The organism is Leptothoe sp. LEGE 181152, assembly GCF_032906605.1.
In the GTDB taxonomy this organism is placed as follows: domain Bacteria; phylum Cyanobacteriota; class Cyanobacteriia; order Phormidesmidales; family Phormidesmidaceae; genus Leptothoe; species Leptothoe turfae.
The window spans coordinates 204,071-217,734 of record NZ_JASATU010000017.1 but is presented as its reverse complement, the minus strand read 5'-3'; the positions used below and the strand labels follow the sequence as shown (position 1 = coordinate 217,734).

The window sequence follows — 13,664 nt, the reverse complement described above, 5'->3', positions numbered from 1 at the left end:
GTTAGGTCCCACCGTATTAAATATGGGGGCTTCCATAATGATTTAGCTTTTCCAGAAAATACTTATCTTGGCTGGTTGTATGTTTCTATGAAATTACGCTTTTTGTTTTGGCTACTGGCAACGGTTGGGATAGTGCCTATCGCTACAGCACCCGGCTGGGCTCAAGAAAGTGTACTCCTTCTGCAGGTAGAAGGCGTGTTGGAACCAGGGGATGCTCAGTTAGATGATGATGGTAGTTTTTATGATGAGTATTCGTTTGAGGCAGAGGCAGGTGAGACCGTTATCATCACTCTGGAAAGTGAGGTATTTGATACTTACCTATTACTATTGAATGGGGTTGGGGAATCCATTGCGAGTAATGATGATGCGGATGGTGAAACAAACTCACAAATAGGCATCGTTTTGCCTGAGACAAGCATCTATCGAGTCAGAGCTAATGCATATAGTGCTGATGCCCAGGGAGCCTATAACCTCAGCGTTGAATTATCTGCGGCTGATGTTCCTAAAGTACGACGATCAGAGGCAGAACGGCTCTATGCACAGGGGATGGAATGGCTCAACCGAGCCAACTATCCAGAAGCATTGGACCTTTTTCAGCAATCGCTCGCCATTCGTCAAGACATTGGTGACCGTCGAGGCGTTGGAGAGTCACTCAACAATATCGGTGGCATCTACGATAGTCAGGGGGATTATCCCCAGGCTCTAGACTACTACCAGCAATCACTCGCTATTCGTCAAGACATTGGTGACCGTCGAGGCGTTGGAGAGTCACTCAACAATATCGGTGGCATCTACGATAGTCAGGGGGATTATCCCCAGGCTCTAGACTACTACCAGCAATCATTCGCTATTCGTCAAGACATTGGTGACCGTCGGGGCGAAGGCGTGATGCTCAACAATATCGGTGGCATCTACGATAGTCAAGGGGATTATCCCCAGGCTCTAGACTACTACCAGCAATCACTCGCTATTCGTCAAGACATTGGTGACCGTTGGGGCGAAGGCGTGATGCTCAACAATATCGGTGGCATCTACGATAGTCAGGGAGATTACCCCCAGGCACTAGACTACTATCAGCAATCACTCGCCATTCGTCAAGACATTGGTGACCGTCGAGGCGAAGGCGTGATGCTCAACAATATCGGTGGCATCTACTCTCGTCAGGGAGATTACCCCCAGGCACTAGACTACTATCAGCAATCACTCGCCATTCGTCAAGACATTGGTGACCGTCGAGGCGAAGGCATGATGCTCAACAATATCGGCGGCATTTACTCTCGTCAGGGGAATTATCCCCAGGCACTAGACTACTACCAGCAATCACTCGCTATTCGTCAAGACATTGGTGACCGTTGGGGCGTTGGAGAGTCGCTCAACAATATCGGTGGCATCTACGATAGTCAGGGGGATTATATCCAGGCACTAGACTACTACCAGCAATCACTCGCCATTCGTCAAGACATTGGTGACCGTCGAGGCGAAGGCATGATGCTCAACAATATCGGTGGCATCTACTCTCGTCAGGGGGATTACCCCCAGGCACTAGACTACTACCAGCAATCGCTCGCCATTCGTCAAGACATTGGTGACCGTCGGGGCGTTGGAGAGTCACTCAACAATATCGGTGGCATCTACGATAGTCAGGGAGATTACTCCCAGGCACTAGACTACTACCAGCAATCACTCGCCATTCGTCAAGACATTGGTGACCGTCGGGGCGTTGGAGAGTCGCTCAACAATATCGGCGGCATCTACGATAGTCAGGGAGATTACCCCCAGGCACTAGACTACTACCAGCAATCACTCGCTATTCTTCAAACCGTTGATAGTCCTGAGATAGAGGCTGTTTCACTTGCAAATATTGGTCGCTGGTTTGAGCAACAGGGGCAGTCTGCTTTAGCAATTATTTTCCTAAAGGAAGCTGTTAACACTTACGAAATAATTCGCACTAATAATCAAGATTTTTCTTCCCAAGAGCTACAACAAAGCTATACAGATAAGGTTGCTGATGACTATCGAGCCTTGGCTAATTTGCTGCTTGAACAAGGCCGCATTCCTGAAGCACAGCAGGTGCTCGATCTATTGCAACTAGAAGAACTACGAGAGTTTACCGACACCCGTACTGTATGGACCAGCGACGGCATCCGCTTAAGCGAACCGGAGCAAACTATAGCCGATGTCCATGGCAGCTTTATCGCTTTGGGTAGCAAACTGGTGGAGTGTGAACGCAATGACTGTGCTGAACTTGATACACTGCTCGATCAGCAAGAAAGCTTACTGGCTCAATACAATACCGAAGTGGATCGCTTTGTCGAGACTATTCGAGCGAATCGCCGTGATGATGACAACTTTCAAGATCCCGACAACATCAGCGTCGATGCTCGAAAGCTATTAGACGCCTATGCCGCCGATGAACAAAACTCCCTGCTGGTGTATCCCTTTGTATTAGAAGATAAACTCTGGCTAGTATGGGTCACCGTGGGCGATGTCGTCGGCAGTATCGAGGTACCCGTCGAGCAAGGAGAGTTGGCCACTACAGTCCAACAGTTTGGTGCATTGCTTAAGTCTCGCTCCAGTGACATTACAGAACTACAGGCCACCAGCCAAAAACTCTACAACTGGATCATTCAACCCCTCGCCGAAGAACTAGAAAAAAACGACATCGACCATCTAGTATTCGTCAACGACCGCGTCACCCGCTATATCCCCATGGGTGCCCTCTACGATGGTGAAAACTACCTGCTAGAAAATTACACCGTTTCTACGGTGCTATCTACAACCGCCACCGATATGGACGATCGCCTTGGTCCAGTGGCTGATTCGAATGTCTTAGGCTTAGGACTAACCGAAGCAGTGGATATTGATGATCAGACTTTTAACCCTTTACCTGCTGTCCGCGATGAACTAGCTGGCATTATCAAGGGTCAGGATGGCGATGGCGTATATCCAGGGCAGACATTTCTCAACCAGGAATTTACCCTGGATGCCTTCAAAAACAACCTGCGGGGCAATCGTATTCTCCATATGGCCACCCATGCCGCCTTTGTCCCCGGACAACCCAAAGAGTCGTTTATTGTGCTTGGCGATGGTGAGCGCCTGGAAATTCCTGACATTGAGACCATGACACGACGATTAAAAGATTTGCATCTAGTAGTACTCTCCGCCTGCCAGACTGCACTGGGTGAAACAAATCAAGAAGATGGTACTGAGATTGCAGGACTCAGTTCCTACTTCTTAGAAGCCAACCGCTCAGGGGCAGTGGTTGCCTCCCTTTGGAATGTCAATGACCAAAGTACCAGCGTACTGATGCAGCGTTTTTACGAAAACATGGCCGCTGGTGAAACCAAAGCCGATGCCCTGCGCAACGCTCAGCTTTCCCTATTGGGCAGTGACCAGGCAGCTGACGGCGATGAGCGCATCATTGGGCCGCGCCAGGCGGAAGATTCAGGAGCAGCAACTCTGTCGCACCCCTATTTCTGGGCACCTTTTATTTTGATTGGTAATGGTCTGTAGGTCTTGCTGATTAGGAGATTTCTACCGATACCGTTGGCTGAGCGGAGTCGAAGCCAACAATCTCAGCCAGCGTGCCCTGAGCGGAGTCGAAGGGCACGATTATGCTCCGAAACACCCAAACGGGAATTGTAAATACAAACAACCCTTCCCTGAGCTGCACCTATGCAACGTTTTCTCTCAACCTTGATTGTCATAGGTGCCCTCATATCACCTGTAGCCCTGCCAATGCCGCAGGCAGTCGCCCAAGAAACCATTGAACCTATAACCGACGAAAGCAGAGCCATACAGCTGCATAATCAAGGCTTAGAGCAATTTAATCGCGGTCAATATCAAGAGGCATACGTCTCCTGGCAAATGGCCCTTGAACTTTTTCAAGCCTCCGGTAACCGTGAGAACCAGGTCAATACCCTCAATAGTTTAGGAATTCTATTTCGTACCTTGGGCCAGGCCGAACCAGCGCTTGACCATCACCAACAATCCCTCGACATTGCCCGAGAGTTTCATAATATCCCCGCAGAAAGTAGAGCCCTAACTGGCCTGGGCCAGGTATATGACATGCTCGGTCAATACCCACAAGCCATTGACCATTATGAACAAGCTCTGGCACTTAACCTTGAGCCCCAGGCACATATCTTTGCTCTGGGTAATCTGGGTAGTACTTATATGAATCTAGGCCAATATCAACGGGCCATTGAATACTACGAACAAGTACTGCCTTTGGTGCGTGCAAGCGATAATCGTCTAGGCGAAAGCTCGGTTTTGGGTAATTTAGGCATTGCCTACGACAACCTGGGCCAGTATCAACGGTCCCTCAGCTTATTAGAACAACAACTGGCCATCACCCAAGAACTTGGCTACAGAGCAGGTGAAAGCCGTAGCCTGGGAAATTTAGGGAATGTCTATATCGACCTGGGGCAGTACCAGCAGGCCATTGACCTATTGGAACAACAACTGGCCATTACCCGAGAACTTGGCGATCGCCCTGGGGAACGACGGACCTTAGGTAACTTGGGCAATGCCTATTCCCGGTTGAATCAAATTGAGGTGGCGATTGGTTTTTATGGGCAAACCCTTGCGATCGCACGCGAACTAGGTAATCGCGTTGATGAAGGTCGCTCCTTAGGTAATTTAGGCTATGGTTACAGTCGTTTAGGTCGGTGGCATCAGGCCATCGACTTTTTAGAACAGCAGCTAGTGATTGCCCGTGAGCTAGGAGATCTGCCTGGAGAAAGCAGAGCCCTAGGAAATCTAGGCCATGTCTATGGCCGTTTGGGGCAATCTCAAAAGGCGATTGAGTATTTTGGTCAAACTCTGGCCATCAGTGGTGAAAGTGGCGATCGCCACGAAGCCGGACTGGCCCTAAGCAACCTGGGTTATGCGTTTCAGGCAGATGACCAACCGGAATTAGCCATTGCCTTTTTTAAGGAGGCGGTCACGGTACGGGAAAATATTCGTCAGGATATCGCAGATCAGGCTTTGCTACAGTCCTACACAGATACGGTGGCGGATAGCTATCGTACGTTAGCTGGCCTGCTGCTGGAGCAAGGGAGGGTTCTCGAAGCCCAGGAGGTATTGGAACTACTGAAAGTTGAGGAGTTAACAGAGTATACGGACGAACGGGCTAGCGATAGCGATGCGAAAGTGACGCTGCTACCAAAGGAAAAGGAAATGGTAGAGCAGTACTCCTCATTGGTGGAATTTGGTAAACAGCTGCAGGACTGTGAAGCGACTAAATGTGAGAAATTAGGAGATTTGAGATCTCAACGGGACGATCAGTTTCGTCAATATCGAGAAGCCGTCAACAGCCTCAAAACCTTTGTTGGCGATCGCCTGGCAGAGGGCGACAAATCTAACCTTTTGTTAGATCCTGAGAACTTTGCGACAACGGCCAAAGACATTATTGATCAGCAACCTGGCACCGTTGTTATTTATCCATTGGTGCTTACAGACAAACTGTGGTTGCTGTGGGCTGCCGATGGTCGTGTCATTGGTCGACGAGAACTGCCTGTGAGCCGTCAGGAGGTTGGCCAGACCGTAGTGCAATTTCGAACACTGGTGGAAAATCGCAATTCTGACATCGAAGAAATCCAGCGCCTGGGCAAACAACTCTATGACTGGTTAATTGCCCCCTTTGAAACTGAGCTTGCCAGTAACCAGGACATTAAACATCTAGTGTTCTCTCCAGATCGGGTGATCCGTTATTTACCCCTGGCGGCCCTTTACGATGGTGAACAATATTTGGTGGAAAAATACACCGTTGGCACAATCCTATCGGCTGCCCTGACAGATGTGAATCATCGCTCTCCGGTGGGTACCGATGGGGTATCGATACTGGGGGTGGGCATATCGCAACCCGTGGAGAATTTTAGCGCCCTTCCCAACGTACCCATCGAACTAGATGCCATTATTCGTGAGGAAGATAATCCCACTGATACTCAAGGTATCTATCCGGGGCAACAGTTTCTCGACGGTGAATTTACCGCCGCTGCCTTACGAGATGGGCTCAATGGTCAGCAAATTCTTCACATGGCCACCCATGCTGAATTAGGTGAATCGCAGGAAAACTCTTATTTGTTGATGGGTGATGGGCAACGGTTACCGGTTCGAGACATTGACCTTCTGAGTAGCTATCTGGAAGATGTGCACTTAGTTGTTTTGTCTGCCTGTGAAACAGCCCTGGGTAGTCCCGATGCCAGGGGAGATGAAATTGCGGGCTTAAGTTATCACTTTCTTAAGAGTCAAGTTGACGCGGTAATGGCGTCTCTATGGAACGTCAACGACCGGAGTACCAGTTTGCTAATGCGCAGGTTTTATGACCAGTTAGCCCAGGGCACCACAAATGCCCCTGTGACTAAGGCTGAAGCACTCCAGACTGCTCAACGTTCTTTTATCCAAAGCACAGACTCGGTTACAACTGACGATGCTCGCATCATTGGCCAACGCCAAACCGAAGATAATGGCCCAACTCTGCTGGCCCATCCCTACTACTGGGCACCGATGACCCTGATTGGCAATCCGCTGTAGTCGCTGTACTAAACTACCTCAAACGAAATGGAAAATGCAGCGATATCAGCTGTTTGAATCTGGGGTAGCTCATCCGTCGCTGGTGAATTATCCAACGTCCCACTACGCGAAGAACTGATCTCACCCAGCAGAGTGTTCACAGCTCCTAAGGACAACTCTGCCGATTCATTCTCACTGCGCTCACCCGAGGCTTGCAACGTCGCCAACTCTTGCAGCTGGGCTAATCCTTCTACAAACGGTTGCCGACTGGCAATAATCAATACTTCTGCCCGACCTCGTTCCTGGCCATATAACGGCGTTTCTGATAAAGATGGGGCATATAGTTTGGCACCATTGCCCTCAATGCGACTTTCTAGAATTTGCTGCCCACGGCCCCTTTGAGGACGGGGCAAAATCACAAACATCCGCCCATCGGTGACGAATACCACAATGCTGATGTACAGGGGCTCCGGTTCATGGTTGACGACCTGAAACCGAAAGTCCTGCTGGTCTAGCAAAATCTTGTGGGTGCCGTCTGTCTCACCAGATTCACCCCGCACAGTAAAGGCTGAGGCCACTAGTTGAAACTGCTCCCCTGCCAATTCTGTGACCATGGATGCGTCTACATTCAACCGGGCGGAGTTGGCTTTGAGGAGGGACTTAATTAAACGGGCTGCGAGTAAGGATTGAAGTTTGGGGGTGAGGCGTGCGATCGCATCCGTCGCGAATTCTTCAGCATCCTGACTAAAGGACCCTGGTATCCACTCATCGATACTTTGAGACAATAGCCCAATCCTATCTATACCGGGCACCGCATCATCCGGTACCGCATCATCTATAAACCGCTGCCGGTAGTCAGCCGTCATCCGACTAAGAATATAGTGCACATCCTTTTCGTAGGGAACATTGCCCCCTTGATGGGGCACTCCAAGCACCCGAGGAATGGCACCTAACTGCTGCTGAATCCGGCTGGTATAAAGACCCAAAGACGGATCAATGCCAATCCGTAGCTGCAACTCAGGCGATACCACCCGAGAAAATTCCTGTAGCAATGTTCCTGCTGGCACTGCCGAAGGGAGCTGGATAACACCCCGCATACCCTGGCGTGACAATAGCTCCACCTCACCCAGTGATTCAAAGCCTGCCGGGGTAAACTTAGCCCCCCGACCAAAGGTGGTAATACTTTCATGGTCGATCCCCCCAAGCCATACGGTGGCCTGATCACCATCCACCTGAGTAACAACGGCCTCAGCCGGTGGAATTTGATTTTTCTCAGGAACAAAATAAATATCTGATTGAGCCTGTTCCGATGGGGCATCCAGAAAAGGAACCTGACCAGACAGATCCTTCATATCACGGGTAATGCGCACCACAGTACCTTGACTGCTATCGGTCTGCTGCCACAGATACTGGGTGAGCAGGTAGGTAAAGGCTCCCGCATAAAACCCGTCAAAGCCTACATCAACAGCTTCTTCATCTTTTTGGGCAGCAGCGATGACCACCCCTTTAGCCACACCAATAGTGCGACGATTTTGCAGAGTCGGAACATCTACACCTAACGTCCGCAACCACTGGCTTTGATACGCTAACTCTGCTGCACTCGCCTGATACGAATTGCCATCAAAACCTGAGCGCACCCGCACATTCCCACGGGTACCGCCGCCGGCGTAGCAGCTGTCCAAGACAACACTGACCTGGTCCGTTGATAACGCCGACGTCAGCAAAAACAACGTCCGTCCCATGATGTCATCAACGTCAGTGCCATTTTCTTGAATGTCACCAGGTACAAAAGTACTGTTAAGCCCATCACCATCAGGGGAATTGGGCTCTAACACCTGGGAACCATGGCCCGAGAAATGAAAAACCACCACATCCCCAGGCTGAGCCTGATGGATCAGATGCTCTTCAAAGGCTGTCAGAATATTGCTGCGGGTAGGCTTCTGTGCTGCATCATCACTAAGGACCAGAATATCGCTGGCCTGAAATCCAAAGCGATGTATCAGTAGCTCGCGTTGTAGCTCTACATCCGTTGTACAGCCTCGTAAATTTGTAAAGCGACTGTTACCAGCAGGATATTGATTGACACCGACTAGCAACGCCAATTTGCGAGTCGTCGATTGGGCTAATGCCTGACCGTAGCGTAGACCGTGGGAAACAAGTTGCCGCTCACTTAGCCCGTAAGCTGCCAATGTGGTCCCGGCAAACTGTAAAAAACGGCGACGGTTAAATGTCGGCATAAGGTATCCCTTTCAAGCAGCCCGTAGGGTGGGCAATAGAAACTGCTCAGGCATACCACAGCAGGATATCCAATGCCCACTTTCGAACAGGTTATGTCTCTTTGATTTCAGACTTCATGCGGTCTAGGGTCATCTGCATCTGGTCAAACATCTTTTGTGGTGTCATCCCAAATTGACCCAGATGGGTTTTCAGCTGTTCCATCGTAAGTTGAGCTGTGAAATCTTCGGACAGCTCAAATCGTTTCATAAAGACGCGATATCGATCCATGATGCTTTCCATCTGCTCGATGTATAGCTTCTTGCCATCGCGATCAAATTTGCCGTAGCTGCTACCGAGCTGCATGAGGGCCTGATAATCCTGAAAGAGCTTCGTGGCTTCCTGCTGCACGATCTCTGAATCAAAAAAGCTCATACATCTACTCCCAGGGGCTTACTTTCATTGGCTGCGCGCTATCTGTAAGCGTTAACGTTGACTACTCTTTCAGAGTAAAAGCTCGTTTCGATATACGCAAAGGTGAGATATCCCCACCTAATACCTACTAGCGATCACCTAGCGACCCAGTAATTTCTTAAGCCAAGATTGTTGCCCTGACTCAGGCTTAGGATCTGGTGGAACCACCTGACTAGCTGCCTTACGCTTTTCAGCCATGCGTTTTTCTAAAACTTGACTATATTTCAACGCTACGGAATGGTTGGGGTTTAATTCTAAAACACGCTTCAAATGGGCACGGGCCATGCCGTAAGACTTCTTCATCAAATAGGCTTGGCCCAGCATTGAGTGAAGCTCAATCCCATTGGGTGCGATCTTAAGCGCTTCTCTCAGCTCCTGAATGGCTAGATTGTAATTACGCTGGTTCAGATATGTCCGAGCTCGAATACCATATTTTTCAGCGTAGTTGATAACAGGGGGTTCCGGAGGTTTAGGATCTTCCTTCTTTTCTTCTTCTTCTGAAGGGGTATGGTCAACGGCAACTAAGCCAGTACGCTTAGGTCGGATAGGCTTACTGATCTTACGGTGTAGAAATGCTAGGTTGAGCTGACTTAGACCAGACAGCACCATGGCAAACTCATCGGTCGAGCTGAACTGGGTTGTTACTAGCTGATTAACCGTATTTTCATAAAAAACTTCCACTTCTGCTTCTGGAATACGCAAAAGCTGTTGAGCGCTTTCAAAAGAAGGCGCGAGTTTGCCTTGACGATCGAGTTGCCTAGCGCGAAACCGCATGTTGGCCAAAACTTCGGAGCGATTCTTCTCTTGCTTAAGCCGTTGATAGCCAGGGTTGATGACCTTAGCAATCAGCTGCTCAGATATTTGACTAATGGCAGTGGGGTTAGTCGCTTGAACATCGGGATGAAGAAGTTTTGCTATCTGGCGATAGCGCTTAAGAATGCGACGATCTTCAGCATTTAGAGAGAGGCCTAGGGCAGCGTAGGGATCTTTCTCAGCAACTGTGATCCATTCATCTTGAAATGACTTGGCGTTGGTCATGCAACAGGAGGCTAAGAATTGGCTCACGTACAATTCATAAACAACACGAGATTGCTAAATTCCGGCGACTACTAACATTTGAACCGTCCGTTAGATATAAAAGTAACCGAATTTTTAGCGTTTTAAGTTTTGATTTCTGACCTTAGGGATTACTTTCAGGAGAATGCACAAACTAACTTTGCAAAAAGCATACAGTCTATAAGCACAAACGTTTTGGATGGATGAGGTATGGATACCTCTATAAATTCTAGATTCTCCAGTCAAAATATCCCTTGGGGTCAAGCATGATGGATGCATCATGTTATGTAAACACATATCAAATTCTAGCTGTTTCATTGGAAAATTAGGCACCCTCTATAGTGCTCAATTACTAAAATTCGCGATGTCGTACCTTCAAGTTAAAACCAAGGCTGTTTATGGATGATCATCAAACTAATCATCAGAAAAATAGAAAAATCGCAGCCTTACTCGCATTTATAGGGGCAATTCAGCCAACTCCGGTTCCTTTTGCTGGGATTCATAAGTTTTATTTAGGTCAGTATGGCTGGGGGATGGCTTATTTGCTTTTGGGGGCAACCCAGGTACCACGGTTTGCCTGCCTGCTTGAAAGCATTTGGTATTTAACTGAGCCTCTGTTCCAAAGGCTTTGGCAGCATAATAACCAGAGGGCTTCACCCATCCCTAACCTGGGTGAAGCCGTTGAAGGTGTGGCGAATAGCCTCCGAGAAATCGAGCATTTGCGGCAGGAAGGGCTGCTGTCAGAGTATGAGTTTGAGCAAAAACGACGCAGTTTGCTAGAGCAAATACCCTGATGCAATGGAGGCCTTGAGTGACCCGTCAGAAATCCCCACAGTCATGGCGACGTTTTTGGGTTAAACAGGCCCTGCGAGGTTTGGATGCCCTAGAAGCTGGGCTTACTCCCCTGAGAAAAAAGCTGGCTCAGGATAATTACTATCGCTTTAGCTCAGTTGATGAAGTGCAATTGGGAGCAAAGTTGGGAGTGCGGATTGACGCCAATCGCGCCACTGTCGATGACTGGTTACGATTGCCAGGTATTTCGATTCATCAGGCGAGGTCTTTGGTGGAACTCAGTCGTTCGGGCACGCTGCTAACCTGTTGGGACGATGTTGCAGCCATCACTGGCATCGGTTTACAGCACCTGCAGGCATTTGAGGGTATGGTGCAGTTTTATTATTACGATCTCGATAGTGAGGTTATGCCCAGACAGCTGCTGATTAATCAGGCAAGTGCTAGGGAGTTAACAACAATTCCGAGTATTGATCTAGCACTTGCTGAGCGGTTGGTTTACGGTCGCCATCGCTATGGTCCCTACAGGGATTGGTTAGATCTAAAACGGCGACTACAGCTACCTCCTGATGTGATAACAGAGTTATTGCACTATTTGCGTTTTTAAGGTGAATGAACGCTGTATCCCTTGCCTATGTAGACATTGGGACGATAAGAAACGGCTGAAGGGAAATCTATTTAATCTGAAAATCTCTCATCCGGTCGGGTACTGTGCGGAAAACGGTTGAGTTGACTTGGTGATAGGTATATCAAGTTATGGTGATGAGACTCACACCAATCTTGTAAAACGCGGAGTTTACTTGAGTTGTCTGCAAATTCTACGGGAATATCCTGGGTCTGTCTGTGGAATTGAGTAGGTTGAGATAAGTATAGAGTCGGGACCATGCAGGGACTAACAAAGGTCAGTAAGGCAATTCATCGTGGGATCACAGCTGTTGCAATGACGATTGCGATCGCTACAATTTACGCAGCCATGCCCGCTGAGAATCAGGCAAACAGCGGAGAGGTATTAAGACACCAGATACAGGCTATTTTAAAACTTCATCAAGCTGATAAAGAAATTACGCAGGACATGCAAGACTCCCAAGAGAGTTTAGCAACACTCTTACTGAGCTCCCGAACCAAGGCTTACAGCCATCAGTGAACAGCTGTAGGTTAACATTTATTGCATTAGATTTAGCTGACCGCGATTTTGGGCATGTTCCGTAACAATATCCTTGGATCCGGCGTTGGCTCCCATACCATAGGGACTATGACTAAATCTCTACTGACTGATGCCAGCCGTCGCCTGGATCGGGCACTCAAGTACGTGACGATTTCTGAGGATGCGGCGGAGCGGTTAAAAGCCCCCAAAGCAAGTCTTAAGGTGTCTATTCCGGTGCGTATGGATGACGGATCCCTGAAGGTTTTTGAAGGATACCGTGTGCATTTTGATGACACTCGTGGACCCACAAAGGGAGGGATTCGCTTCCACCCCCAGGTGACGTTGGATGAAGTTCAGTCCCTGGCGTTTTGGATGACGTTTAAATGTGCGGCGCTCAATATCCCGTTTGGTGGGGCCAAGGGAGGCGTTACCCTTAACCCCAAAGAGCTTTCCAAAGCAGAGTTGGAACGGTTAAGCCGAGGATATATTGATGCGATCGCAAACTTTATTGGTCCTGATACAGATATTCCGGCCCCCGATGTCTACACAAATCCCATGATCATGGGGTGGATGATGGATCAGTACAGCATCATCCGCCAGCAGCGCAGCCCGGCAGTGATTACCGGTAAACCTGTGGCCCTGGGGGGGAGTTTAGGTCGATCTACAGCGACGGGGACTGGTGCGTTTTACGTGCTAGAAGCCATGATGGAGCATCTGTCAAACAAACGATCAGGCAAACAGCCATCCTCTCCAAAAACTGTTGCCGTTCAAGGTTTTGGTAATGCTGGTGCGGTGGTCGCTCGGCATCTATTTGACGCAGGTTACACCATTGTTGCCGTGAGTGATTCGCGTGGGGGCATTTATACCCCTAATGGACTAGATATTCCCAGTATTCAAAAATTCAAGGCTGATACCCGCTCTGTTAAAGCCGTCTACTGTGATGGCAGTGTGTGCAATCTTGTTGAGCACGAAGTGATTACCAACGATACGTTGCTCAGCTTAGATGTGGATATCTTGATTCCAGCGGCATTGGAAAACCAAATTACCGCAGCCAACGCCGATGCGATTCAAGCTCGCTATATCTTTGAAGTGGCCAACGGGCCCATCAGTACCGACGCCGACGACATTTTAGAGGCCAAAGGCATTACCGTCTTTCCCGATATTTTGGTCAATGCCGGGGGAGTGACCGTGAGCTATTTTGAGTGGGTGCAAAATCGCAGCGGTCTGTATTGGACCCTCGACGAAGTTAATCAACGCCTGAAGAAACAAATAGTGGCGGCGGCCGATACGATTTGGCACATTGCCCAAACCCACAAAACATCGGTGCGCACGGCGGCCTATATCCATGCCCTGAATAGCTTAGGTGCAGCCATGGATGCACGGGGCACACGGGCGGATTATGTGTCGGGGAATAGAGAATAACCCTATGTAGGGGCGTTCCATGGAACGCCCCTACATAGGGTATGGAGAA

Annotated in this window: 9 protein-coding genes; 6 read left to right on the top strand and 3 right to left on the bottom strand. The window is 49.0% G+C overall.

What is annotated here, in order from left to right; translation table 11 throughout:
* The first annotated feature begins 87 nt into the window (after positions 1-87).
* Both QGP82_RS09295 and QGP82_RS09290 read left to right on the top strand, forming a co-directional pair.
* The gene (locus QGP82_RS09295; RefSeq protein WP_499058560.1) at positions 88-3,513 is read left to right on the top strand and encodes a tetratricopeptide repeat protein; all 3,426 of its coding nucleotides are present in this window, start codon (positions 88-90) and stop codon (positions 3,511-3,513) included.
* Between the two features lie 162 nt (positions 3,514-3,675).
* A complete protein-coding gene (locus QGP82_RS09290; protein ID WP_499058559.1) occupies positions 3,676-6,537 on the top strand; it encodes a CHAT domain-containing protein in 2,862 nt (953 codons plus the stop codon).
* Between the two features lie 8 nt (positions 6,538-6,545).
* Here QGP82_RS09290 and QGP82_RS09285 read toward each other — a convergent pair whose 3' ends face one another.
* The 3 genes from QGP82_RS09285 to QGP82_RS09275 form a co-directional block, all read right to left on the bottom strand.
* Positions 6,546-8,753 (bottom strand): caspase family protein, encoded by a 2,208-nt coding sequence (locus QGP82_RS09285; protein WP_499058557.1) that lies wholly within the window; start codon positions 8,751-8,753, stop codon positions 6,546-6,548.
* 91 nt (positions 8,754-8,844) lie between these two features.
* Entirely contained in the window at positions 8,845-9,165 is a 321-nt protein-coding gene (locus QGP82_RS09280) for a DUF1825 family protein (RefSeq protein ID WP_163664053.1), read from the bottom strand.
* A 138-nt stretch (positions 9,166-9,303) separates the two neighbouring features.
* Positions 9,304-10,242: a J domain-containing protein gene (locus QGP82_RS09275; RefSeq protein WP_163664055.1), complete on the bottom strand. Its 939-nt coding sequence runs from the start codon at positions 10,240-10,242 to the stop codon at positions 9,304-9,306.
* Positions 10,243-10,658: 416 nt separating this feature from the next.
* On the opposite strand from QGP82_RS09275, the gene QGP82_RS09270 reads away from it, so the two are divergent.
* The 4 genes from QGP82_RS09270 (at position 10,659) to QGP82_RS09255 (ending at position 13,615) form a co-directional block, all read left to right on the top strand.
* Positions 10,659-11,054, top strand: coding sequence for a hypothetical protein (locus QGP82_RS09270; RefSeq protein ID WP_163702180.1), 396 nt, complete (start codon positions 10,659-10,661; stop codon positions 11,052-11,054).
* Positions 11,055-11,071: 17 nt separating this feature from the next.
* Positions 11,072-11,656: a ComEA family DNA-binding protein gene (locus QGP82_RS09265; RefSeq protein ID WP_499058555.1), complete on the top strand. Its 585-nt coding sequence runs from the start codon at positions 11,072-11,074 to the stop codon at positions 11,654-11,656.
* Between the two features lie 276 nt (positions 11,657-11,932).
* Positions 11,933-12,193, top strand: a complete 261-nt coding sequence (locus QGP82_RS09260) for a hypothetical protein (RefSeq protein WP_163664058.1) — start codon at positions 11,933-11,935, stop codon at positions 12,191-12,193.
* A gap of 108 nt (positions 12,194-12,301) precedes the next feature.
* Positions 12,302-13,615 (top strand): Glu/Leu/Phe/Val family dehydrogenase, encoded by a 1,314-nt coding sequence (locus QGP82_RS09255; RefSeq protein ID WP_163664060.1) that lies wholly within the window; start codon positions 12,302-12,304, stop codon positions 13,613-13,615.
* The last annotated feature ends 49 nt before the right edge of the window (positions 13,616-13,664 follow it).

What these genes read in the sequence shown, in the direction of transcription:
- QGP82_RS09275 (WP_163664055.1), bottom strand. Translation starts at nt 10,242, where the DNA reads ATGACCAACGCCAAGTCATTTCAAGATGAATGGATCACAGTTGCTGAG.
- QGP82_RS09270 (WP_163702180.1), top strand. Translation starts at nt 10,659, where the DNA reads ATGGATGATCATCAAACTAATCATCAGAAAAATAGAAAAATCGCAGCC.
- QGP82_RS09260 (WP_163664058.1), top strand. Translation starts at nt 11,933, where the DNA reads ATGCAGGGACTAACAAAGGTCAGTAAGGCAATTCATCGTGGGATCACA.
- QGP82_RS09255 (WP_163664060.1), top strand. Translation starts at nt 12,302, where the DNA reads ATGACTAAATCTCTACTGACTGATGCCAGCCGTCGCCTGGATCGGGCA.
- QGP82_RS09295 (WP_499058560.1), top strand. Translation starts at nt 88, where the DNA reads ATGAAATTACGCTTTTTGTTTTGGCTACTGGCAACGGTTGGGATAGTG.
- QGP82_RS09285 (WP_499058557.1), bottom strand. Translation starts at nt 8,753, where the DNA reads ATGCCGACATTTAACCGTCGCCGTTTTTTACAGTTTGCCGGGACCACA.
- QGP82_RS09290 (WP_499058559.1), top strand. Translation starts at nt 3,676, where the DNA reads ATGCAACGTTTTCTCTCAACCTTGATTGTCATAGGTGCCCTCATATCA.
- QGP82_RS09280 (WP_163664053.1), bottom strand. Translation starts at nt 9,165, where the DNA reads ATGAGCTTTTTTGATTCAGAGATCGTGCAGCAGGAAGCCACGAAGCTC.